The sequence below is a fragment of the Centipeda felix genome (assembly GCF_900186465.1).
In the GTDB taxonomy this organism is placed as follows: Bacteria; Bacillota; Negativicutes; order Selenomonadales; family Selenomonadaceae; genus Centipeda; species Centipeda felix.
In genome coordinates, this window is sequence record NZ_LT891954.1 from 1 (window position 1) to 23,775 (window position 23,775).

Genomic DNA, 23,775 nt, shown 5'->3' on the forward strand with positions numbered 1-23,775 from the left:
TAAGCACGCCGCCAGCGTTCGTCCTGAGCCAGGATCAAACTCTCCATAAAAGACCGGAGTCTATCTGAGAGCCTGTTGGCTCAAAATGTCATTCTTGTAAAAGAATTGTTGTTTCGTTGACCGAAGGATTTCTCCTTCACAACGATGTTGCATCTGGCTTGTTAGAGTTTCCTCTAACTTGTTTTGCATTGTGTAGTTTTCAGGGTACATCCTGCGCCGCTCTAGTGCTGAGGCTTGCTTGCGCTCGCCCGCCGCTCTCATCGGCGCGACTGTCATAATATAACACACGTCACGAGTCCCGTCAACCCCTTTTTTCGTTTTTTTGAAAAAATCGGTGTCAATGCCCCATCATGCGTTCGAGGAGCAGGACAATGACGCCCGGGATGCCAAAGAATCCCGCAATCAAGGCGCGCAGGAAGTTGATCTCGATCCCCGCGCCAAAGAGGTCGATCACCCAGAGGATGATCGCGCCGACAACGCTGTTCGTGATGAGCTTCCACACGATGCGAAACGGCAAAGAAAGCACCTTGCCGAGGACGGCAAAAATCAAAACGGCGAGTGCGACGCCTGCAGCAATATCCAAGTTATATCTCCCTTCTGTTTTCCATGGCGCGCGAGAGCGTCACCTCATCTGCATACTCGAGATCACCGCCCACGGGCAGCCCGTGAGCAATGCGTGTCACACGAATCCCCATCGGCTTCAGGAGTTTGGCAATATACATCGCCGTCGCCTCACCCTCGACGTTGGGATTGGTCGCAACGATGACCTCCTGCACATTTTCCTTGCCCGCACGCAGGACGAGCTCTCGGATGCGGATGTCGTTCGGCCCCACGCCTTCAAGCGGGGAGAGTGCGCCATGCAAAACATGATACACGCCGTCATAGTCGTTCATGCGCTCCATCGCCGCAACATCCTGCGGCTGCTCGACGACGCAGATCGTCGTGTGGTCGCGTTTTTCCGCCATGCAGATGGCGCACGGGTCGCTGTCCGTGAGGTTGAAGCAGACGGAACAGAAGCCGATCTTCTCCTTTGCTCCCGTAATGGCAGCGGCAAGACGCTTCGCACGCTCCATATCCATATCCAGAATATGGTAGGCGAGCCGCGTCGCCGTCTTTGCCCCGATGCCGGGGAGGGCGCGCAGCTGCTCGATGAGCTGCGCGAGGGGTGCGATCTGCTGCATATTAGAGCAGTCCGGGCGGCAGGCCGAGGCCGCTCGTCAGTTTGCCCATCTCCTGCGCCATCATGTCGTCCACCTTTTTCGTTGCCTCGTTGAACGCCGCCGAGATGAGATCCTGCAGCATCTCGATGTCCTCAGGATCAACCGCCGCGGGAGCGATAATAAGGCTCTGTACCTGCTTCTCGCCATCCATGACGACCTTTACCGCGCCGCCGCCTGAGGAGACCTCGACCGTTTTCTTGCGCAGCTCGTCCTGCATCTTCTTCATGTCCGCCTGCATTTTCTGGACTTTCTTCATCATGCCGGCCATATTTCCGCCGCCGTTAAACATAGTATCTCTCCTTTATCTTGGGAATCGCTGATAAAATGAAGTGCGTCAGATTGGCGTAGATTTTTTCGTCCGATTGAGGAGGCAAACCGGACGCATAGCGGAGGCTATGTGGAGGATTTGCCGACAAAAAGCGGGCAAAAAAGATGCGCTAAGATGGCGTGCTGAGTTTATCAGTGCTTCCCTTGTATCTTATGGCGTGAATTCTTCTATTGCTTCCCTAGCCTAGCAAAATCCGTCCGCAACGTCAAGCCTGCGTATCGGGTGGAAGCTCATCATCAAACATCTCAGCTTCCTCATCGGGCGTCGGCTCATACGGCTCGTAGTCACCCTCTTCCGCTGTGCTCTCCTGCGGGGGCGTGGCAGGCTTCTTCTGCGCCGCACGCGGCGGCGCCGTCACTTCCTCCACACGAGCCTCCTCGCCTGCGACTTCGAGCAGCGCCGCCACAGGCGCAGGATAGTCCGGCTCTTTGGGGGGCAGAGGTGGCGAGACATCCTCCTCGCCGCCTGTGCAGACGACGGCGAGCGGGCGTCCCGCGAGTTCCGTCATCACCTCATCAAAGACGGCACGATGGCGTTTCTTGATATAGTCACGCGCCATATCCGAGGATGGACGGATGAAGAAATGTGTCTCCGTCATGCCCTCGTACGCCGCGCCCGAGAGGAGGGATGCGGCGAGCCGATTTCGCTCCTTGAGCCGTGTCTGAAAGCTCTGCCAGACCTTCATGTCGAGCTGACGCGGCGCACCGTCCGCCACTTCTTTTGCGGCAGACGATATCGCTTTCTTCGGCGCAGTTTTGGCTGCTGCGCCGTCCGCCTTCGCTGCATGTGGGCGCAGCGAAGGTACAGCATTCGCTGTGGCAGAAGCGGAGGCGGATACAGGCGTGACACCTGTGGCAAGGCGCGCCGCCAGCTCCTCGACCTGTGCCTCGAGCCGCGCGATTCGCGCAGCATCCGCGCCGCCCGTAGGGGGCGCAGTCGATTCTCCCGAAGGAGCAGCCCCCTCCGTATGGCAGAGGCCGATCAGCAGCGTCTCCACCGCAATGCGCGGCTGCGGCGAGGTACGCAGCTCCTGCATCGTCTCATTGAGACGACGCAGAATCGACATGATCTCCTCCTGCGTGAACTGAGCCGCGTCCATGCGCAGCTCCTCCGCATCGCCCGCGCAGAGCTCCGCTGCGCTGACCGCGCCGCCGACGCCCGCGATCATCAGCCGGCGGAAGTACTGCGCGAGCTCGGCGAGCACCTGCTTCAACTCGCGCCCGCTCTGCAGGAGCTCACTGAGCTGTGCGATCAGTGCCGCCGCATCGCGCGCAGCGATCTCTCCCGCCATGTGCCGAATCCACGCACGCCCGACAAGCCCCAACGTCTCCTGCACGCGCTCCGCCGTCAGCGTCCCCTCCGCGAGTGCCATACACTGGTCGAGAATCGAGAGTGCGTCGCGCATCCCGCCGTCCGCCTGCTCAGCGATGATACCGAGCGCATCCTCCTCCGCCGCAATGTCCGATTCCTTACAGACATAGATGAGACGGTCGCGGATCTCCGTCACCGTAATGCGGTGAAAGTCATAGCGCTGGCAGCGCGACTGAATCGTCGCGGGCACTTTGTGCGGCTCCGTCGTCGCGAGGATGAAGATCACACGTTCGGGCGGCTCCTCCAACGTTTTGAGAAGAGCGTTGAACGCCTCCGTCGTGAGCATGTGCACTTCGTCGATGATGTAGATCTTATAATGCCCCTCCGTCGGAGCGAACTTCACCGACTCGCGCAGATCGCGGATCTCGTCGATGCCGCGGTTGGACGCTGCGTCGATCTCAAAGACATCCATCGACGAGCCGTCGCTGATGCTGCGGCAGGAGTCACAGATGCCGCACGGCGTGAGCGTCGGCCCCTCGGCGCAGTTCAGTGCGCGCGCGAGGATCTTTGCCGTGCTCGTCTTGCCCGTGCCACGTGGCCCTGTAAAGAGGTAGGCGTGGCTGGTCTGCCCGCTCGTCACCGCACGGGAAAGCGTGCGGCTGATATGCTCCTGCCCCACGAGATCGGCAAAGCGCTCCGGCCGCCACCGCCGATAGAGTGCAACGTATGCCATCGCGCACCTCCTTTTTGACAAACAAAAAACAGCCCACACGGGCTGCGCTGTTCCGATTTCTCCCACGGCAGACCGCAGTTCCCAGGCACCCTCGCGGCACATGAAACGATCCGCTTACCGCTGCTTCCTTCCGGACCTGACGGGGTTCACAGGGCTCCATTGCGCGAGACCAAGGCACTGCAGCCCGCCCTGAGAAAAATCAATAAAAATGGCGGAGAGTGAGAGATTCGAACTCTCGGTACGGTATCACCGCACACACGCTTTCCAGGCGTGCTCCTTCAACCACTCGGACAACTCTCCACAGTGCTCTCACATGAGAAGCTATTCATTTATGGGATAACAACATAGGGTAGTCTACATGGTTTACGGAATCTTGTCAAGAGGAAAATAAAGGAAGCACTGATAAAATGAGGTCTGCCAGGTTGGCGTAGATTTTTCGTCCGAACGAGGTGGAAAACCGGACGCAGAGTGGTGCTCTGTGGAGGATTTTCCGCCGAAGTGCGGGCAAAAAAGATGCGTCAAGATGGTTGTACCGAATTTATCAGTGCTTCCTAAAGGACTGCGGCACATGGGCACCGCAGCCCCTCAAAAGCATCATTATGCCAGCACGCGCGAGAGCCGCACGAGCTCTGGATCGAGTGTCTTGCTGTTATTGACCGCCTCGAAGAGGTTGACCCCCACGACCTGCCCCTCGTTAAAGCTGTAGACCACGTCGGTTACTCCCGAAATGATCGCGAGTGCCGCCTTCTCACCGAGCATCGACGCCTTGATGCGGTCCTCCACCGTCGGCGAGCCGCCGCGCTGAATGTGTCCGAGCACCGAGACGCGCGTATCGATCTGCGTCTTTTCGCCGATGATCTTGCCGATTTCAACGCCCGAGCCCGCGCCCTCTGCAACGACGATGATGCTGTAGCGCTTGCCGCTCTCGTACATCTCCTTCAGCTCAAGACTGATCTCCTCGAGATCGAATGCAACCTCCGGTACAAGGATATACTCCGCACCGCCCGCGATGCCCGACATCATTGCCAGCCAACCCGAGTGACGTCCCATGACCTCGACGATGATGATGCGGCGATGCGCCGACGCCGTATCGCGCAGCTTATTGATCGCATCGACGATCGTATTGCACGCCGTATCACAGCCAATCGTATAGTCCATGCCCCAGACATCGTTATCGATCGTGCCCGGCAGCCCGACGATCGGCATCCCCGTCTCCTTGCTGAGGAGCGAGCCGCCCGTCAGCGAGCCGTCGCCGCCGATGATCACGAGCCCCTCGATGTTGCGTTTGCGGAGATTCTCGTAGGCCGTCTTGCGCCCCTCGGGCGTCATGAACGTCTTGCTGCGCGCCGTGCCGAGGAACGTGCCGCCGCGTTGGATGAGATCGCTGACGCTGCGCGACGTGAGCTGCTCAATATCGTCGTGCACCATGCCGCTGTATCCGTTGTGCACCCCGTAGACATCGACGCCCTCATAGAGCGCCGTACGCACCACAGCGCGTGCCGCCGCATTCATGCCGGGGCTGTCTCCCCCCGACGTGACGACCGCGATTGCCTTTTTCAGCATAAAACCATCCCCCGTCTCGATCCTGCGCTCACGCGCGTATTGTTCTTACTCTCTATTCTACGAAAGCACGCATCAAAAGTAAAGACTTTCATAGAAAAAAGAAGGAGGAACTGCTGCACGAAGTTTTCGCTTCGCAGAGCGCTCCCCCAAATATTTTATTCGTATTTCTGTGCGCGGAACTCATCCTCGTTCCATGCCATCACGCCGCGCTGATTGGGCAGAATGGCCGGATCAAAAATTGGATTCTTTCCTGCCGCCTTCTGCGCGAAATAATCACGGAGCGCTATCCGCGCATAGGGCGCGAGCCGCGTAATCGCGTAGAGGTTCGTGAGGCAGATCATCGCCATGAAGAGATCCGCGAGGTTCCAGACGAGCTGGAACGCAGCGACGCAGCCGAAGAACACCATCGCGACCACGGCGGCGCGATAGAGATTGAGCGCCGTCTTTACATTCGCACCGAAAAAGTGGATGTTGATCTCGCCGTAGTAGTAGTTGCCGACGACCGAGCTGAACGCAAAGAGGAAGATCAGAATCGCGAGGAGCGACGAAGCCCACGTGCCGAAGACGCTCGCGAGCGAATCCTGTGCGAGTGCGATGCCGCTCACGTCACCGCCGACCGTGTACTGTCCCGTGAGGAGCACGATGAACGCCGTCGCCGAGCAGACAATCCACGTATCGACGTAGACGCCGAACGCCTGCACCAGTCCCTGCTTAACAGGATGGGTCACGCTCGCCGTCGCCGCCGCATTCGGGATCGAGCCTTCGCCCGCCTCATTCGAGAACAGACCGCGGCGGATTCCCGTGAGGATCACCGTACCGATGCCGCCGCCGACCGCCGCCTGCGGACTGAACGCATCGTGCAGGATGAGGGCAAACATCCCCGGCACCGCATCGATGTGCATGATGACAATGATGAGCGCAATGAGGAGATACAGTCCCGCCATGATCGGTACGAGGAACGTCGTAAACGTCGCAATGCGGCTGAGCCCGCCAAAGATCACGAGTGCCGCCAGCACCGAGAGGGCGATGCCCATGATCCACGTCTCCACGCCGAACGCCTTCTCCACCGAGAGCGCAATCGTATTTGCCTGCACCGAGACATAGATCAGACCGAACGTCACAGAGATCAGCACGGCAAAGAGCTTTGCCACGGCAGGCTGACCGAGCGCATTCTGGATGTAGTAGGCAGGGCCGCCGTGAAAGAGCCCATGTCCACGCGGAATCTTGTAGATCTGCGCGAGCGTGCTCTCCACGAACCCCGTCGCCGTCCCGACAAAGGCAATCGCCCACATCCAGAACACCGCGCCGGGGCCGCCCGTCACAATGGCGATGGCAACGCCCGCAATATTGCCGACGCCGACGCGCGACGCCGTACTGACGCAGAACGCCTGAAACGACGAGATTGCCTTGCGCCCGCTCGGGCGGCGACCGAGGTCACCCATGAGCAGGCGCACCATCTCGGGCAGCGCACACAGCTGGACGAGCTTCGTCGAGAGCGTGAACCACAGCCCGCAGCCAACGAGGACGACGATGATGATATAAGTCCACAAAAAGTCATTGATCGTCCCCACGGCCGAATTGAGAAAATCCATAGTATCACCCTTTCCTATAAAAACAGTTTCAATAATAAGCGAAAAAAAAGGTTCTTGTCAAATTGCATCCGTGTATTCTTTCATTGTCCAGATAAATAAACCTCCATCAACTAGCGGCATGTGTCCGCATAGTATCTTTACTTCTCCTTAAAAAGAGTGTAGAATATCCATAGATGTAAAGGAATCACTGATAAAATGAGGTCTACCAGATTGGCGTAGATTTTTTCGTCCGAACGAGGTGGAAAACCGGACGCAGAGTGGTGCTCTGTGGAGGATTTTCCGCCGAAGTGAGGGCAAAAAAGATGCGTCAAGATGGTTGTACCGAATTTATCAGTGCTTCCTAAGCTCAGGGACAAAAAAACGGGGGATATGTCATGCTGAAAAAAACAAAAATTATCTGCACACAGGGTCCTGCCACGGATCCGGACGGCATCGTCGATGCACTCATCGAGAATGGGATGAACTGCGCACGCTTCAACTTCTCCCACGGTACGCATCCGGAGCATATGGAGCGCATCAAGAAGGTACGCGCCGCTGCGGAGCGCTCGGGGAAGGTGATCTCGCTGATCCTCGACACCAAGGGACCGGAGATGCGCCTCGGCGAATTCGCCGCCGGCAAGGTACACCTCGAGAAGGGCAACAAATTCACGCTCACGTACGACGATGCGCCGGGCGATGAGACGCACGTCAGCGTCAACCACAAGAAGCTCTACACCGAGGTCAAGCCGGGCGACAAGCTCCTGCTCTCCGACGGACTCGTCGAGCTCGTTGTCGATGAGGTGCGCGGCAAGGACATCATCACCACCATCCAGAACAGCGGTGCGATGTCCACGCGTAAGCGCGTTGCAGCGCCCGGCATCGAGCTGAGCCTGCCCGCCATCTCCGAGCAGGACGAGCGCGACATCATCTTCGGCATCGAGAACGACATGGATTTCGTTGCGGCATCCTTCATCCAGCGCCCTGCTGACGTGGAGGAGATCCGCCACCTGATCGCCAAGCACGGCGGCCACATGGAGATCATCCCGAAGATCGAGAACCTCGCGGGCGTCAACAACTTTGACGCGATCCTCGCCGTCTCCGACGGCATCATGGTCGCGCGCGGCGACCTCGGTGTCGAGGTGCCCGCTGAGGATGTGCCCGTCATCCAGAAGGAAATCATCCGCAAGTGCAACGCCGTCGGCAAGCCCGTCATCGTCGCTACGCAGATGCTCGAGTCGATGACCGAGAATCCGCGTCCGACACGTGCCGAGGTCTCCGACGTCGGCAACGCCATCTTCGACGGTGCGGACGCCATCATGCTCTCGGGTGAGACCGCAAGCGGCAGCTACCCTGTCGAGGCGGTCAAGATGATGAACACCATCGCCCAGCGCTGCGAGGAGTCGCTTGAGTACGACTCACTCATCCGCTCGCGTCAGATCCGTGAGCGTTCCTCCACGACGGATGCCGTCTCCCATGCGACCGTGCAGCTCGCCTACGAGACGAGTGCCACCGCCATCCTCACGCCGACTCAGTCCGGCTACACGACGCGCGTCGTGTCGAAATACCGTCCGAAGGCGACCATCGTCGCCTATGCGCCGAGCCCGATGGTCGCACGCCACATCAACCTGCGTTGGGGTGTCTACTCCATCCAGGGACGCAAGTGGTCGAGCGTCGAGGAGATGATCGAGTCCTGCACCAAGAGTGCTCTCGACAACGGCTATGTCGACCACGGCGACAAGGTTGTCATGGTTGCAGGCATGACCTACAACGAGGGCGGTTCCATCGCCGTCCGCGTCACGACGATCCACTAAACAGAGAAAATTCCCACACTGCAAAACAGTGCTGTGAGAATCGTGAAAGGGCTGGTGTACGAAACAGAACGCTTCGTACACCAGCCCTTATTGATGAAAGGAGCCTCTCTATGGAAATGATTCACAGCGACAACGCCCCCGCTGCCCTCGGCCCCTACAGTCAGGCAATGCGCGTCGGCTCTCTCGTCTACACCTCGGGACAGATCGGCATCGACCCCGCCGTCGGCAAGATCACGGCGACGGACGTGGCAGGGCAGGCAGAGCAGGTCTGCAAGAACCTCGCCGCCGTCCTCAGTGCTGCCGGTACCGACCTCTCGCACACCATCAAGACCACCTGCTTCCTCGCGGACATCGCGGACTTCGCCGCATTCAACGAAGTCTATGCTCGCCACTTCACGGGCAAGCCTGCGCGCTCCTGCGTCGCTGCCAAGGCACTGCCGGCGGGTGCACTCTGCGAGATCGAGGTCATCGCCGAGGTATAGGAAGCACTGATAAATTCGGTACAACCATCTTGACGCATCTTTTTTGCCCGCACTTCGGCGGAAAATCCTCCACAGAGCACCACTCTGCGTCCGTTTTTCCACCTCGTTCGGACGAAAAAATCTACGCCAATCTGGCAGACCTCATTTTATCAGTGATTCCTATAATCGAGGGATAATCAATAAAAATGCGGTGATACGAATTTGACATTCGTATCACCGCATTTTTCTATTGCGTTACTCCATCACCATCGGTTCAATATGCTCATCCTTCATAAAGCTGCTGAGCTTCTGCACGCTCGCCATGAGATTGCGGTAGTTCTCCGGCGTCAGCGACTGCGGTCCATCGGAGAGGGCTCGTGCGGGATTCGGGTGCACCTCGATGATGAGCCCATCCGCTCCTGCCGCGATAGAGGCGAGGGACACGGGCTTAATCATGCGCCACTTTCCCGTACCGTGACTCGGGTCGGCAATGATCGGCAGATGCGAGAGGTGCTTGATCGCGGGAATCGCGCTGACGTCAAACGTGTTGCGCGTATACGTCTCATACGTGCGGATGCCGCGCTCACAGAGAATGACGTTCGGGTTGCCCTCATTCATGATATACTCAGCAGCGTTCAGCCACTCGTCGATGGTCGCTGCGAGTCCGCGCTTCAGCATGACGGGCTTGCCCGCACGTCCGACCGCACGCAGAAGGCCGAAGTTCTGCATATTGCGTGCGCCGACCTGCAGAAGATCGGCGTAGGCGGCGACCGTGTCCACTGCCTCGACCACCGTGACCTCCGTCACAACGGCAAGCCCTGTCTTCTCACGCGCCTCGGCGAGGTACTTCAGCCCCTCTTCCTCGAGTCCTTGGAACGCGTAGGGCGAGGTACGCGGCTTGTATGCACCGCCGCGGATGAACTGTGCGCCGCCTTCCTTGATGATCTCTGCTGTTTCGAGCAGCTGCTCACGCGACTCCACTGCGCAGGGTCCCGCCATGACCACGGGCGTGCCGTCACCGATCTTGATGCCGCGGATATCCACCACCGTCGCGGCGGGATGGAACTCGCGGCTCGCGAGCTTATAGCTCTTCGAGATCGCGACTGTCGTCTCAACGCCGTGCATCGCATCCAAGGGCGTTGCGGCGAGCTTCGTCTTGTCGCCGATCACGCCGACGATCTTCTGATGCGCGCCCTCCATCACCTTTGCTTCGAGACCTTTTTCCTCAATTGCCTGAATGACGCCCTCAATATCAGCCTGCGTGGCATCCGCATTCATAATAACAACCATCGTAAAACTCCTTTATCCCTAAGGAAGCACTGATAAACTCAGCACCGCCGTCTTAGTACATCTTTTTCGCCCTGTCTGTGCCCTAGAATCCTCCACATAGCTCTTGCTATGCGTCCGGTTTGTTGCCTCAATCGGACAAAAATCTACGCTAATCTGAGAGCCTGTTTTATCAGCGATTCCCTAAATCCCTAAAAAACAGCGGTGCTCCCTATTCATTGTGAGCGAGATGTACCGGAAATCGCCCCAACTCCTTCAGCCAGATGCTCCGCCGTGCGACGGCGGCGATCGCCTCCTCTGCGGCATCGCTGTGCGCATCGAGATCAAAAAAGAAAAGATACGCGCCCAGCTCCGTCCGTGCAGGGCGAGACTCAATGCGCGTGAGATTCACCTCGCGGCGGGCAAACTCACCGAGGACATTGTAGAGTGCCCCCGGACGCGAACCGTCGATCTGTGCCACCAGCAGCACCGTATCGGGTGCTGCGGGGGGCGATGTTTCCTGCGCACGCACGACCTCAAAGAAACGTGTGCAGTTCGCTCCGCTGTCCTCGATCCTGCCCGCCATCTCCACCAGACCATTCAACACACCTGCCCGCCGCGTACAGATCGCCGCCGCTCCCGCATCTACAGGCAATGCACCAACCATCTCCGCTGCACGAGCCGTGCTCGCCGTCTTGATGAGCTCCGCCTGCGGGCAGTGCTGCAGGAGAAACGTCCCGCACTGCGCGATGGGCTGTGCATGAGAGTAGATCGTACAGATCTCCACATCTGCGCGCCGCGCCATCAGATAGTTGTGGACAGGCCAGATCACCTCACGGTTCACACGCAGAACATCCGTGTGTGCGAGCACATCGAGCGTCACGGCGATTGCCCCCTCGAGGGAATTCTCCACAGGGACAAACGCCGCATCCACCGCTCCCGTCTCCACCGCATGAAGACACGCCCCGATATCGCCATAACAGACAATCTCGCGGTCAAGTTTCTGCCACTCCACGAGATAGCGTGCCGCCGCCTCACTATGCGTCCCCGCGGGGCCGAGCACCCCCATCGTCTCTTTCACCAGCACGCCCTCCTCATACAAAAAGACGTATCATATCATACTATATGTACGGCTCGTTGACAAGTCTATTGCGAAACACTTTCATTACTATATCATCTCCCCCAAGGTTCACCAATATGTTATAATCATTCAAGGAAACAGTAAAGGAGCAGCTATGACCCCAAACGATTATCTGTCCATCCTGCACGTCATCGCAGGCCTCAAGGAGCGTACGCGCCACGCTTGGATGAAATCCGGACGACAGGAGAGTGTCGCCGAGCACAGTTGGCGCATGGCGCTGATGGCGTATTTTCTGCACGACCAGTTCCCCAAAGCCGACCTCACGCGCGTCCTCCTCATGGCGCTCCTGCACGACGTAGGAGAGGTATTTACAGGCGACATCCCAACCTTTGAAAAAACAGACGCCGACCGTGCCCGTGAGCACGAGCTCCGCGACAAATGGATCGCCGCACTGCCCACTCCCTACACGGAGGAGATACGTGCCCTTTTTGACGAGATGGATATGTGTGAGACCGAGGAAGCCCGCCTCCTCAAGGCACTCGACCGCATGGAGGCAGTCATCACGCACAACGAGTGTGGTCCTGCTGCATGGCTGCCCCTCGAATACGACCTGCAGCACACCTATGGCGTGAAAGAGTCAGCGTTCTCTCCCGTGCTCAAAGGGCTGCGCGCAGAGGTAAACCGTGAGGTCGATGAAGTGATCGCATCATTGCAAAAGGAAGATGAAAAATGAAAACGAACTATGGCAATTGGATCTCCGCACCGATGATGAAAACTCTCGCATCCATTGCGGGCGGACTCTACATGTTCACCGCGCTCTATGCGCTCATTTTCGACCGCGTGACGGCCCCCTTCTTCATCCTTTTCATTCTCTCCTTCGTCGCAACCGTTGTCGTCATCTATATGTACTACTGCCGCCGTGTATTCGACTTCGAAGGCGGCGGGCTCATGCGCCGCATTCACAGCTATCTGCTCGATCATCTGCCGTGGGACGGCCGCGGCAGGGTGCTTGAGGTCGGCTGCGGCTCGGGCGCGCTCAGCATTGCCGCAGCGAAACGCTTTCCGCTCGCTGCGGTACAGGGCATCGACTACTGGCCGCCAATGTGGAACTATGGGCAGGCACAGTGCGAGACAAACGCCGCCGCCGAAGGCGTCGCAGATCGCTGCACATTTCAGCACGGTGACGCAGCGAAACTCGACTTCCCCGACAATCATTTCGACGCTGTTGTCAGCAACTTTGTTTTTCACGAAGTACGCACGCAAAAGGACAAATTCATGCTCGTTGAGGAAGCTCTGCGCGTACTGAAAAAAGGCGGTGCATTTGCCCTGCATGACACCTATGGGAACAAGGATATGTACGGCAGCATGGATGAATTCGTTGCCTGCCTCAAACAGCATGGCATTGCCGACGTATCCTACCTCCCGAATACCGAGCGAAACATCCCCATGCCCGCCCTCCTCCGCTTTATGCTGCGCGGTGTCGGCATGCTCTATGGAACAAAGTGACTTGTGCCGTAGACGAACGTTTTACTGTAAATTTCGAAAGGAAACGGTCACCGCATCCATAGAAAGGACGATCACCATGAAACTCTCCACACTGCCCGCTGCCCTCGCTGCCGCCGCTCTCCTCTGCGCCCCCCATTCCTTCGCTGTGCCTGCGCCCGCATCAAAGGACAGTGCACCAAGCATCCCGCGGCCTGCGTTCCCTGCCGAACTCCCGCAGACAAAAAATATCGACGCCAAACTCGCCGCAGGGCTGCACTTTTCCCTCCCTGCACCGCATCTCGACATCCTCCCCATGCCGGGGCCTGCCGCCGCCGAGGTCACCATTCTCGGCGAGCCCACTGCAACCGAAGAGCAGATGCTCGCCTGCCTCCTCGCCCGCAACCCAAAGCCAAAGCTCACGGGCTCTCCCAAGGAACTTGTCCACGCCTACTACGAGGAAGCAGAGCGCGAGGGCATTCGCCCCGACGTTGCCCTCGCACAGGCGTACAAAGAAACGGGCTTCTTCGCCTACGGCGGCGACGTGGACTGGCGGCAGAACAACTTCTGCGGACTCGGCGCAACGGGGAACGGCGCAAAGGGACTCTCCTTCCCCGACATGCGCACGGGCGCGCGCGCGCACATCCAGCATCTCCTCTCCTACGCAAGCACAACGCCGCCGCACAGCCCCATTGTTGATCCGCGCTATGACCTTCTCCGCACAAAACGCCCCGACATCTTCGGCAAACTCACGCACTGGGTACAGCTCAACGGCGTCTGGGCCGTCCCCGGCACCACCTACGGACAAGGCATCCTCGCCATCCGTGACCGCGCGGCTCTCCCTGACGGCTCCGACGCCTCCCTCCATGCCGCCAACGCGCGCATCATGCAGGCGGCCGACGCTGACAGCTACATCTATCGCGGCCTCGTCTACCTCCACCGCGGCGACCTCCCCGCCGCGCGTGCCGACTTCACCGCCGCACAGAAACGCAATACACGTCGCCCCGAGCCATACCTTGGCATCGCCCTCACCCATACCGCAGAGGGCAGCACCAAGGAAGCTCGCCGCGCCTACGAAGCATACCTGAAACTCGCGCCCGACGATGCGGGCGCACGCTACAACTACGGACTCACCCTCCTCGCAGAAAACGCCGCAGCAAAGGCCCTCCCCGTCCTGCGCGACGCCATCCATCGTGACGCCGCGAATGCCGACGCACAGAACGCCCTCGCCGTCGCCCTCATCCACACGAAAGACTACACGGGCGCATGGAAAACCCTCGCAGGTGCCGCCGCCATCGCCCCCGCAAACACCGACATCCTCGTGAATCAAATTCTCCTGCAGGCATGTCTAAAGGACATAAGCGACAAGAAGGGGAAAAAGAAATAATATCCTTGAGAATTACCGATAAAATGAAGTTCGTCAGATTAGCGAAGATTTTTTCCTGTCAAGGAGACAAACTGGACGCATAGCAGAGGCTAAAAAGAACCGTACCAAGGTGTTTCCCTCGTGTACGGTTCTTTTTTTATCGGTACTTTTACTCCACGAGCCGCAGGAGTCCCGGCTGCTCAATGTTCCACTTGTCGCTGCGTTTGCTGAAGAGTGCGGGCATATCGACGCTGACGTGATCGTAGGTCGTGCCGGCCTCATAGCGTGCAGCAAAGGTTTCCTTCATGCCGCCGCTCTCATGCAGCTTCTGATCGTAGGGGAACATGGGGCTCGGAACGACGGCAAAGTCGTCCGGCTGCCCCGGGATGTCATACGCCCAGAAGGTCGCCTCATTGAGGTCCTCGACCTCCTCGAACTTCGGCATCGCCTTGCCGTTCTCGACGGCGGCGTGATCAGAGCAGACGAGGAGATGCAGCCCGTACTTCGTGATGATCGGCATGCACAGCTCCGCACCCTTCGTGCGGTCAAAATTCTCGCAAAGGGCGTGATAGTCGTCAAGGAGATCCTGCCATATCGGCTTACTATCGAGCAGTGCGTCGAGGTCGAGATCGTCGTCCTCCTCTTCCTCCGGTTCGGGTTCGGGTTCAGGCTCCGGTGCCGGGGCCGGCTCAAGTTCCGGCTCCGGTTCGGGCAGCTCCGGCTCTGGCTCCGGTGCCGGCAGCTCGGGCTCGGGCTCAGGGGCAGGCAGCTCCGGCTCCGGTGCGGGCTCCTCGGGCGGCGGTGCCGCAGGCCGCTCCCCCGCCTCCGGCAGCGCCGCCTCAAGCTGTGCGATCTTTTCCTTGAGCTGCGTGATCTCGCTCGCGGTCATGCTGTCCTTTGCCGCGACGCTTTTGATCTCGTTCGAGAGACGCTCCGCCTCTTTGCGCAGCCACGCGACATCCTTTTCCACCGCGTCAATCGTGCCGCCCGACTGCCNCTTGACGCATCTTTTTTGCCCGCACTTCGGCGGAAAATCCTCCACAGAGCACCACTCTGCGTCCGGTTTTCCACCTCGTTCGGACGAAAAAATCTACGCCAATCTGGCAGACCTCATTTTATCAGTGCTTCCTTGCTCAGTATACACCCCTCATGTATATCTTGTTAATTTCTCTATCATGTGGCAAAATTCCTGCAACAACTCCATAGAAAAAGAGCCGCCCCGCGCGAAGCGACTCTTCTCGTCAAAAATATGATCAGGGATACCGATCAGCATGCACCGGCGATGGCTGCGCCGAGCTTCTTGCTGCCCTCGATCCCCTCGTCGTCCGGCTCGTTCTCGACGATGAAGGTATCGACGAGGTTTGCGCCTGCATCCTTCGTGCGCTCAGACCACGTCTCCATCCAAGCACCTGCGCCCCAGCCCCACGAGCCGAAGAGCACAACGGGCTTGCCGGAGAGCTTGCCGCTGTCCACCGCAGCCGCGAAGAACGGCTCGTACGAGCCCTCCTCGAGCTCCTCTGCGCCCATCGAGGGGCAGCCGAGCGCGAGGCCGTCAAAGCCGTCAATCTGATCGACGGAGAAGCTGTCCACCTCGAAGCACTCGACCTCAGCACCTGCGCCCTTTGCGCCCTCGACAACAGCCTCTGCCATCTTCTGCGTGTTGCCCGTGCCGGACCAGTATACAACTGCTACCTTTGCCATGTGAAATCCTCCTCATGAAAATATCTCCTCTGCTCCGCTGCGGCAAGAGCTGCCGTACGGTGCAGATACTCAAGCAGAATCATTCTATGTCTATTATAGCGAAAATACGCATCACTGACAACCGAATCTTTCCTATCTCTAAATAGATAAAATTTTTCAGGAAATAGTTTCTGTGCATCAGAGGGGAGCAGCATCTGCCCACTAAGGTATTCCTCCTTGCAAAATTCCCCTCCCTCATGTACAATACGGATAAATCTCAATCCGAATTTATGGGGTCAAATCTAGGGGAGGTATACTATGTTCACTACGCAGTACATGCGCACAATGCTCGCCGCAGTGACGCTTGGCTTGCTCGTCCTGACGAGCGGCTGTTTCAGCGGGGACGTGAACGTCACAGTCAACAACGACGGCTCTGCCGATCTCAAGACGACGCTCGTCAGTGCGCCGATGCTCGCTCAAATCGTCGAGCAGAGCAAGGCGTCCATGCTGGCAAAGAACCCCGACGCGCAGGTCGCGCCCGTCACAAAGGAGAATATGTCGGGCTACGAGATCACGGAGCACTACGACTCGGTGGACAAGCTGTCCGATCAGGAATTCTTCGCCGCACATGACGGCAAGAACACGGGCATTACGGTGAAGAAGAGCCTCTTCTACACGGACTATAACTTTGACCTCCTGTTTGAAGGGAGTCAGAACGGCGGCGGTGCAGGTGCATTCGCGAGCAACATCACGTTCACCTATCAGATGACGCTCCCATCCGCACCATCGAGCTCCAACGCCGACCGCGAGGAAGACGGCGGCAGGACGCTCACGTGGAACCTTGGCAAGACACTCGTCACGGGCGAATCTTCGCCGATTCAGGTCTCGTTCCGCATCTGGAACAAAACGGCCATCATCGGTACGGTCATCGCCGTACTCGTTCTGGTCGCCGTGATCGCCTTCCTGATCTGGCGCCGCCGCAAGGGATCCGAGCCCGAGGAGCAGAAGCTGATCGACGGCCCGATCATCGACGTGAAGGCAGAAGAAAAGCACTGATCGCGAATTGGATATGAAAACATCCCTGCCGCTTGGCAGGGATGTTTTTTGTTAGTCGTAATGTCCGCGACAGGCAAAGATCAAAATGCTCTCGTCCTCAACAAGATAAACCAGTCGATGCTCACCATCAATGCGCCGACTCCAAAATCCTGCAAGATTTCCTCGCAGAGGCTCCGGCTTTCCCATGCCGCAAAAGGGATCGCGAACCACTTCTCGGATGAGTTGATTGATACGCTTTAGGATTTTCTTGTCGTTTCTCTGCCAATCGAGATAGTCTTCCCACGCATCAAAATCCCACTGAAGCCTACGCTTTCTCATCATCAATTCTCAATGAGATCATGTTCGGCAAAGCGCAGCTTTCCCGCTCGGTATGCTTCCAGCTTTTGTTCGAGATAGTGCAGATTCCGCTCATCATAAAACGGATCCACAGAGACATCAAATGGGATTCGGCGTTCCCGTCCCACTTTCTTGGCAAAGATCGTAAACGCCGCACTCATGGAGAGCCCAAGTTCTGCACAAACCTGCTCCATGTTCTTCTTTACCGCTGCATCCAGTCGAAAGTTTACATTAACTGCCTGTTCCATCGCACTCACTCCTTTACAAGGATAGAATACGCAAATATAATGATTTTTGCAAGCGTTTTTCTTTGTTTTTTATCCACACTGCAAAATCAATCGGACGTGATGAAAGTTCTGCGCAGCAAGGTCTTCCTTCCGAATCCAGAAGTAGATCAGACCGCAGTCGCCGTACATAAGCTCCGTTTCACCGTCCTCGACGGTGCCCATCTGAAACAGCAGCACCCAGCGATCTGCAGCATTTCTCACAAGTTCCGCTTCCTCCTCTTCGGAAAGCTCTTCCTGCATGTCTCCGTCAATGCCCCTGCTGTATAGTTCGCACTCCGGCTCCATTTCGCCCTGAATCTCATCCGCATAGCCGAGCATCTTCATAGGATTGTCCTCGTGAGCGGCAGCATCGTATCCGAACTCCGCCTGCAGTTCGTTGTAGGTATCCCAATCCACCTCTTTCCCGCTCCTGCGGCTGTATGCAAAAGACGACAGGAGACTGACGGCATCCGCAAAGGTCAGCGCCTGCTCGCCCACGCTCCACTCCTTCGTTTCCTCCGGAATCTGTGTCGGGACAAGCCCCTCCGTCTCGGGGAAATAATAGACGCGTGCATATCCCTCAGACTTTAGTTCAAATCCCCACTCCATCGACGCGGTCTCATAGAAGAAGCTGAGCACGCCCGTCTTCGGCAGGAGACCTGTACGGTCATACGGCGCGGCTTCGCCAAGGTTGATCTGCGCGAGAAAGGCAAGCGGGCGGTTCTTCGTCACGCCCTCGAAGTCCGTTCCCTTATAGTGCGGCCAGTCAAAATCTGCGGGCAGATCGGGCGTTCCGTAGAACTTGCTCGCGCCGACGGGGAGTTTTTCCTGTGCAGGATGATGCGAGATCGCAATCTCACGCCGCTGCGTGCGTTCAAAGAACGCCGTCACCTCACGGCGCACACGCTCGCGCTCTGCCTCAGCCTCACGCACGAGCTGCTCCACACTCATAGAAACGGGCTCCTCCGCATACCAGCCGTGCTTGTTTTCAACCGCCTCTTGGCACCGCGCCGTCATGCCGCCGGGCTTGCCATAGAAGACGCGCTCGATCTCCGCCTTGCTCTCCGCATCCTCGTCTGCACGCTCCAAATAGCCGAGAGCCAGACGCAGAACACAGAGCTTCGGATACCGATTGACTGCAAAAAAGTACAGGGCATAGCCCATGCGATAGTTCCAGAGCGCATCGCGCTCGGCTTCCGGAACTTCGTACAGTGCCTTGACCGCATCGAAGAAACTGCGTTCCTCGATGTATTCCTGTGCCGTCTTCACGCTGCCTCCTTCGCCCGCCGATACTGCATGACGAGAATGACGACGAAGAGAGCAAGTCCAACGAGGTCGGTGGTGCTGCCCGGCGCGATCATGAGGAGCCCTGCAGCGATAAGAAGCAGCCGCTCATAAGGGCGGCAGTGATCGGCAAGGAAACCGCAGAGGGCGGAGCTGACGGCGATCATGCCGAGGAGGGCAGAGATCGTGACTGAGACGAGTGCGAGCGGTGTCGCATCAACCATGAGGAGGACGGGCGAGAGGACGAATACATACGGGATGATGAATGCCGCTATCGCCAGTTTTGACGCGTGCACGCCTGTTTTCAGCGCATTTCCTCCGCTGATGCCCGCCCCCGCGTACGCAGCGAGGGCAACAGGCGGCGTGACATCCGCGATGATGCCGAAGTAGAACACGAACATGTGCGCAGCGAGCACAGGGACGCCCATCTGCTCGAGCGCAGGCGCGGCAATGGTCGAAGTGATGACGTAGTTCGCCGTGGTCGGCACGCCCATGCCGAGCACAATCGCCGTAATCATGGTGAAGAACATCGCAGGCAGGAGCATCCCGCCTGCGAGATCAATCAGTCCCGATGCGAGGCGCAGGCCGACGCCCGTCTTCGTGACGACGCCGATGATGATGCCCGCCGACGCGCAGGCGACGAGCACGCCGAGCACGCCTTTCGCGCCGCGCTCAAGGCCGTAGACGATCTCGATCGGCTTCATGCGCGTCGATTTGCGCAGCATGGCGCAGAGGATGGAGAGGAAGATGGCGACGAGTGCCGCACGCATGGGCGTATAGCCCGAAACGAGCAGATAGACGATCACGACGAGAGGAATCGCGAGATGCCCGCGTTCCTTCAGGAGCGTCAGCGGATTCGGCAGCTCGGCGCGCGGGATGCCCTTCAGCTTCTTGCGCTTTGCCTCAAAGTGAACGCCGAGCCAAACCCCTGTGAAATAGAGAAGCGCGGGGATCGCCGCCGCCTTGACGACATCGATGTAGGGGACGCCGACGAACTCTGCCATGAGGAATGCCGCTGCGCCCATGACCGGCGGCATCAGCTGTCCGCCCGTGGAGGCCGCCGCCTCGACCGCCCCCGCAAAGTTCGCGTTGTAGCCGAGTTTTTTCATCATTGGGATGGTGAGCGAGCCCGTGCCGACGACGTTCGCGACTGAGCTGCCCGAGACCGTGCCCATCAGCCCGCTCGAGAGAACGGCGACCTTCGCCGGGCCGCCGCTCGCCCAGCCCGCGAGTGCATTGGCGAGGTCGATGAAGAACTTGCCGAGCCCCGTGCTCTCAAGATAGGCACCGAAAAGAATGAAGAGGAAGATAAACGTCGAGGAGACGCCGAGCGGGATACCGAAGATGCCCTCCGTCGTAAAGTAGAGATGTCCGATGAGCTGCTCCGGACTGAGTCCGCGGTGTGCGAGCACGCCCGGCATGTAGGGGCCGAGGAAGGCATACGCGATGAAGGCGAGCACGACCGTCACCATCGGCAGACCCACGACACGCCGCGTCGCCTCGATAACGAGCAGGATGCCGAGTCCGCCGACGACGGCATCCGTGGTCGATACGATCCCTGCACGTGTAATCAGCTCACGGTACTGGATGACAAGATAGGCGGGCGTCGCCGCACCGAGGACGGCGAATGCGATGTCGATCGGGTGGAAGTAGTGATCCCGCGTCCACGCACGCCGAAAGGGATAGAGGAGATAGGCAAGCGCGAGCCCAAACCCGAGATGAACGGCACGCTGCAGCTGTGCATCGAGCACGCCGAAGATCGCCGTGTAGAGCTGAAAGATGGAAAATGTAATGGCAATCGCCGCAATGATCTTCTTCGGCCAGCCCGTATAATGGGCGGTGTTGGATTCGCGGTCATACGTTTTGAGTATTTCTTCCGCATTTGCAGCATGGTCAGTCATAGCGTGTTCACATCCTTAAATAATTCTTTCGGCAGGGGCAAGCCCCAAAAATTTTCACGATATATAAAATATTTGCGGAAAAAGAAATACGAGGCCACGATCCGCAGCCCCGGAAATCTTATAATAGGCTTGTATAGAGCGGTGCAGCGACGAGGTCGATGCGCGTGCCGTCAGGACAGCGCTCATAGAGGGGATAGTCCGTGCCGCCCGCCGTAATGGTCAGCTCCGTCCCCACACCTGTGCGCAGGCTCAGCGTGTCATAGTCGCGATCCATATCGAGGATGAAATGCCCATCCTCCTCGTGAAACGTCCCCTCCTCGGGGAGAAAGGGCAGCCCCACGCCATGTGACTGGTAGCGCGTGCCCGTGAGGTGGAAATGTCCGTCCGGATAGACGGTGAGGAACTCCTCGACGGGCGTCTTCTGCACGGAGTGGATGAACCGCACGGTGAGCGGCGTCCCCTCTCTGCCGATCTCCCGTACGAGGACAGTCGTCTCTCCGCCCGCGTGCATGAGAAGCGCCGGCGCAGAGAGAATATCAAATGCGATGAGGAGCACCGCCGCGGCGAGAGCGATCAGATAGGCTCTCATTTCTCGTTAAAGTACTTCTCCGCCCCCGCATTCATCGGCAGAGACATTCCATCCTCCGCCGTTGCCTTTGTGATCTGCTTGCCGACAGCGTGCGCGGCCTGCAGGCGATCGAGGTTCGAGAAGATCGCCTTCGTGATGCTGTAGCCCATGTCGGCATCCACCGAGGGCCCCGCAACGAGCATCGCCATGACAGAGACTGAGGGGATATCCTCATTGAATCCGCCGTACGTCCCCGCAGGGATCGTGGTCTTCGTGTAGAACGGATACTTTGCGATCAGCGCATCCGCAGCCTTGTCCTCCACGGGGAGGAGACGTACGGGGTTCTGTGAGGCGATATCCTGCACAGACGCCGTCGGATAGCCCGCCGTCAGCACGGCGACATCCACGTTGCCGTCCTTCAGCGCGCTCGCCCCCTCGGCGAACGAAAGGAACTTCGCATCAATATCATCGTAGGAGATGCCGTATGCTGCGAGGATCTGGCGCACATTTGCCTCAACGCCCGAGCCGGCCGCGCCGACCGCGACACGCTTGCCCTTCAGCTCCGAGAGATCCTTGATGCCCGAGGACTGGAGCGTCACAAACTGGCAGGTCTCGGGGTAGAGCGAGGCGATCCCCTGCAGTCCGTCCACCTTCTTGCCGTCGAACATCTCCGTGCCTGTCACGGCATAGTATGTAATATCGTTCTGCACCGTCGCAAGGTCGATCGCCTTGTCGCGCAGCATATTGATATTCGCCACCGACGCGCCCGTGCTCTGCGCACTCGCGTTCATCCCCGGGATCTCCTTGTTCAGAATCTCGGCAATCGCGCCGCCGATCGGGTAGTAGGTACCCGCCGTGCCGCCTGTGCCGATGTTCAGGAACTTCTTGCCCGATGCAGAGTCGCCGCCGCAGCCGGTAAGGAGTGCAGCAGAGAATACAAGGACTGCACCTGCCGCAAAAATTTTCTTTACGGTAGAGATGTTCATGTTCTTTCCCTCCTAAAATGAGCGATTTTCCACAAAAAAACGAAATAACAGAAATATAGTAACATAAAAACCGCCCTGCACGCAAGCAGAGCGGCGTTTGTATCGCGGTATACATAGGAACGGCACGCGTATGACAGAATGCTTTTATCAGCGATTTCTCAGTTTTTCACAATCTCTGCCGGCTCGCCGTTCGCCTTGGCGCGCGCAATGCACTCCTTCAGGCGCGCGATATTCTTCACGTGGAGGTCGATCGCAAAGCGGATGCGCTTCTTCTCCTCCTCGGTGAATACAGGGTCCTCGTAGGCAGCGCGGATGCGGACGAGGCGTGCCTCCACGTCGCGCAGCTCATCCTCCATCGGCCGTACATGCTGCAGCGCACAGCCGTAGACCGCGCGCATCGCCTCGAGGACGTACTGGGCGTAGCCCGGTTCGCCCGAGGCTTTCTCCAGCCACTGTGCGACGTGATAGATCACGTCATAGGGTGACTCACCGCCGTGGATCATGGAGACGATCTCCATCTTTATCTGCTGCTCCCTGCCGTGCGGCTGGCGGATCAGCTCCTCTGCCGCCATCAGATGACCTTCTCGCCGTGGTAGCGTTCGCCGCCGATCTCAGGATAGACGCCGTATTCCACCGCCCATTCGCATTTGTACTTGATTGCCTGTGCATGGATCGTCTTGATACGGTCGATATTCTCTCGCATGATCTTGCCCGGGACGCCCGCGACGAGCGAGTTCGGCGGGATTACTGCGTTCTCCTTGACCACGGCGCCCGCCGCGATAATCGAGCCGCGCCCGATCTTTGCCCCCGTGAGGACAATCGCGCCCATGCCGATCAGCACATGATCCTCGATCTCGCAGCCGTGGATGCACGCGCTGTGCCCGACCGTCACATAGTCGCCGATGATGCACGGATTATCGTCCGCGACGTGCAGACACGTGAGATCCTGAACATTGGAGCAGACGCCGACCGAGATATAGTTGACATCGCCGCGCGCGACAACCCCCGGCCAGAGGCTCGCGTACTGCCCGAGCCGCACATCACCCGAGAGGAACACCTGCGGCGCGACGAACGCCTCCTCGTGAATCTGCGGCGTAATGCCGTGAAAGGCATGGAATCCGTCTCCTTTGAATGTAAACATAGCAGCTCCTTTCAAACAGATGCGCACAATTTATTTTATCGCATTTCGGACAAAAAGAAAAGCTGGTGATCCTCACCAGCCTGTATTTCCTGCCATTTGGTCGTCGATGCACGACGCGCTCGTGCGCGTCTCTCCCGTGCAGACACTAATCATCCCGCCAAGTCTCAAGGTATCCCTCGCCAAGGCCAGCTAATTCTTCCAAATGTGCCGTATGCCGTTCCCCCCCATTCCCTTTCGAATGTTGGCACACGTACAAGAAATACGAGTGATAATTTACCATATCCCCCGTGCTATTGCAATAGTTCTGCGCCCTCCAGGAAAATTTAATAGAACACAGCATTACGAAAAGACAGACGATTATTTC

At 58.3% G+C, this 23,775-nt stretch carries 23 protein-coding genes, 1 tRNA gene, 1 other RNA gene and 1 pseudogene; 6 read left to right on the forward strand and 20 right to left on the reverse strand.

Features of this window, described 5'->3' with window-relative positions; all coding sequences use genetic code 11:
- Positions 1–337 precede the first annotated feature (337 nt).
- The 8 genes from C1713_RS00820 to C1713_RS00855 form a co-directional block, all read right to left on the reverse strand.
- Positions 338–583 (reverse strand): pro-sigmaK processing inhibitor BofA family protein, encoded by a 246-nt coding sequence (locus C1713_RS00820; RefSeq protein ID WP_050342588.1) that lies wholly within the window; start codon positions 581–583, stop codon positions 338–340.
- Between the two features lies 1 nt (position 584).
- Entirely contained in the window at positions 585–1,181 is a 597-nt protein-coding gene (recR, locus tag C1713_RS00825) for a recombination mediator RecR (RefSeq protein WP_050342586.1), read from the reverse strand.
- Between the two features lies 1 nt (position 1,182).
- Positions 1,183–1,509, reverse strand: coding sequence for a YbaB/EbfC family nucleoid-associated protein (locus C1713_RS00830; protein WP_006690478.1), 327 nt, complete (start codon positions 1,507–1,509; stop codon positions 1,183–1,185).
- 244 nt (positions 1,510–1,753) lie between these two features.
- Positions 1,754–3,592: a DNA polymerase III subunit gamma/tau gene (gene dnaX, locus C1713_RS00835; RefSeq protein WP_102492724.1), complete on the reverse strand. Its 1,839-nt coding sequence runs from the start codon at positions 3,590–3,592 to the stop codon at positions 1,754–1,756.
- A 76-nt stretch (positions 3,593–3,668) separates the two neighbouring features.
- Positions 3,669–3,768, reverse strand: an RNA gene (ffs, locus tag C1713_RS12690) — signal recognition particle sRNA small type.
- A gap of 33 nt (positions 3,769–3,801) precedes the next feature.
- Positions 3,802–3,892 (reverse strand) — tRNA-Ser (locus C1713_RS00840).
- A gap of 297 nt (positions 3,893–4,189) precedes the next feature.
- A complete protein-coding gene (gene pfkA / locus C1713_RS00850) occupies positions 4,190–5,155 on the reverse strand; it encodes a 6-phosphofructokinase (RefSeq protein ID WP_009753197.1) in 966 nt (321 codons plus the stop codon).
- Positions 5,156–5,310: 155 nt separating this feature from the next.
- The gene (locus C1713_RS00855) at positions 5,311–6,747 is read right to left on the reverse strand and encodes an alanine/glycine:cation symporter family protein (RefSeq protein ID WP_102492725.1); all 1,437 of its coding nucleotides are present in this window, start codon (positions 6,745–6,747) and stop codon (positions 5,311–5,313) included.
- 374 nt (positions 6,748–7,121) lie between these two features.
- Between C1713_RS00855 and pyk the strand changes: the two genes are divergently transcribed.
- A complete protein-coding gene (gene pyk / locus C1713_RS00865) occupies positions 7,122–8,537 on the forward strand; it encodes a pyruvate kinase (protein WP_102492727.1) in 1,416 nt (471 codons plus the stop codon).
- A 110-nt stretch (positions 8,538–8,647) separates the two neighbouring features.
- Entirely contained in the window at positions 8,648–9,019 is a 372-nt protein-coding gene (locus C1713_RS00870; protein WP_050342580.1) for a RidA family protein, read from the forward strand.
- 234 nt (positions 9,020–9,253) lie between these two features.
- Here the strand turns inward: C1713_RS00870 and aroF are convergent, their stop codons facing one another.
- Both aroF and pheA read right to left on the reverse strand, forming a co-directional pair.
- Complete coding sequence (gene aroF / locus C1713_RS00880) at positions 9,254–10,288, reverse strand: 3-deoxy-7-phosphoheptulonate synthase (RefSeq protein ID WP_102492729.1); 1,035 nt, start codon at positions 10,286–10,288, stop codon at positions 9,254–9,256.
- Between the two features lie 208 nt (positions 10,289–10,496).
- On the reverse strand, positions 10,497–11,345 hold the full coding sequence (pheA, locus tag C1713_RS00890; protein WP_102492730.1) for a prephenate dehydratase: 849 nt from the start codon (positions 11,343–11,345) through the stop codon (positions 10,497–10,499).
- Positions 11,346–11,499: 154 nt separating this feature from the next.
- On the opposite strand from pheA, the gene C1713_RS00895 reads away from it, so the two are divergent.
- The 3 genes from C1713_RS00895 to C1713_RS00905 all read left to right on the forward strand — a co-directional run bounded on the left by C1713_RS00895 (position 11,500) and on the right by C1713_RS00905 (position 14,214).
- The gene (locus tag C1713_RS00895) at positions 11,500–12,078 is read left to right on the forward strand and encodes an HD domain-containing protein (protein WP_102492731.1); all 579 of its coding nucleotides are present in this window, start codon (positions 11,500–11,502) and stop codon (positions 12,076–12,078) included.
- Positions 12,075–12,851, forward strand: coding sequence for a class I SAM-dependent methyltransferase (locus C1713_RS00900; protein WP_006690488.1), 777 nt, complete (start codon positions 12,075–12,077; stop codon positions 12,849–12,851). The genes C1713_RS00895 and C1713_RS00900 overlap by 4 nt, the downstream gene beginning before the upstream one ends.
- Positions 12,852–12,927: 76 nt before the next feature.
- Entirely contained in the window at positions 12,928–14,214 is a 1,287-nt protein-coding gene (locus tag C1713_RS00905; protein WP_102492732.1) for a glucosaminidase domain-containing protein, read from the forward strand.
- Positions 14,215–14,362: 148 nt separating this feature from the next.
- Here the strand turns inward: C1713_RS00905 and C1713_RS00910 are convergent.
- Together C1713_RS00910 and C1713_RS00920 are read right to left on the reverse strand one after the other, a co-directional pair.
- A pseudogene (locus C1713_RS00910) lies at positions 14,363–15,187 on the reverse strand (hypothetical protein); the annotation flags it as partial.
- 272 nt (positions 15,188–15,459) lie between these two features.
- Positions 15,460–15,894 carry a flavodoxin gene (locus C1713_RS00920; RefSeq protein WP_102492733.1) on the reverse strand — a complete coding sequence of 145 codons (435 nt, stop codon included), beginning with the start codon at positions 15,892–15,894 and terminating at the stop codon, positions 15,460–15,462.
- Between the two features lie 297 nt (positions 15,895–16,191).
- Here C1713_RS00920 and C1713_RS00930 point away from each other — a divergent pair, with 297 nt between their 5' ends.
- The gene (locus C1713_RS00930) at positions 16,192–16,929 is read left to right on the forward strand and encodes a hypothetical protein (protein WP_102492734.1); all 738 of its coding nucleotides are present in this window, start codon (positions 16,192–16,194) and stop codon (positions 16,927–16,929) included.
- Positions 16,930–16,980: 51 nt separating this feature from the next.
- Here the strand turns inward: C1713_RS00930 and C1713_RS00935 are convergent, their stop codons facing one another.
- The 8 genes from C1713_RS00935 to C1713_RS00970 form a co-directional block, all read right to left on the reverse strand.
- Positions 16,981–17,250: a Txe/YoeB family addiction module toxin gene (locus tag C1713_RS00935; RefSeq protein ID WP_420852643.1), complete on the reverse strand. Its 270-nt coding sequence runs from the start codon at positions 17,248–17,250 to the stop codon at positions 16,981–16,983.
- Positions 17,250–17,513, reverse strand: coding sequence for a type II toxin-antitoxin system RelB/DinJ family antitoxin (locus C1713_RS00940; RefSeq protein WP_061945070.1), 264 nt, complete (start codon positions 17,511–17,513; stop codon positions 17,250–17,252). Before C1713_RS00940 ends, C1713_RS00935 begins: the two co-directional genes overlap by 1 nt.
- 69 nt (positions 17,514–17,582) lie before the next feature.
- Entirely contained in the window at positions 17,583–18,800 is a 1,218-nt protein-coding gene (locus C1713_RS00945; RefSeq protein ID WP_102492736.1) for a YwqG family protein, read from the reverse strand.
- The gene (locus tag C1713_RS00950; RefSeq protein ID WP_102492737.1) at positions 18,797–20,716 is read right to left on the reverse strand and encodes a TRAP transporter permease; all 1,920 of its coding nucleotides are present in this window, start codon (positions 20,714–20,716) and stop codon (positions 18,797–18,799) included. Before C1713_RS00950 ends, C1713_RS00945 begins: the two co-directional genes overlap by 4 nt.
- Before the next feature lie 118 nt (positions 20,717–20,834).
- Positions 20,835–21,305, reverse strand: a complete 471-nt coding sequence (locus C1713_RS00955) for a DUF1850 domain-containing protein (RefSeq protein ID WP_006690361.1) — start codon at positions 21,303–21,305, stop codon at positions 20,835–20,837.
- Positions 21,302–22,270 carry a TAXI family TRAP transporter solute-binding subunit gene (locus C1713_RS00960; RefSeq protein WP_006690362.1) on the reverse strand — a complete coding sequence of 323 codons (969 nt, stop codon included), beginning with the start codon at positions 22,268–22,270 and terminating at the stop codon, positions 21,302–21,304. Before C1713_RS00960 ends, C1713_RS00955 begins: the two co-directional genes overlap by 4 nt.
- 158 nt (positions 22,271–22,428) lie before the next feature.
- Entirely contained in the window at positions 22,429–22,842 is a 414-nt protein-coding gene (locus tag C1713_RS00965; protein WP_102492738.1) for a hypothetical protein, read from the reverse strand.
- Positions 22,842–23,411 (reverse strand): gamma carbonic anhydrase family protein, encoded by a 570-nt coding sequence (locus tag C1713_RS00970; RefSeq protein WP_006690364.1) that lies wholly within the window; start codon positions 23,409–23,411, stop codon positions 22,842–22,844. The genes C1713_RS00965 and C1713_RS00970 overlap by 1 nt, the downstream gene beginning before the upstream one ends.
- Positions 23,412–23,775 lie beyond the last annotated feature (364 nt).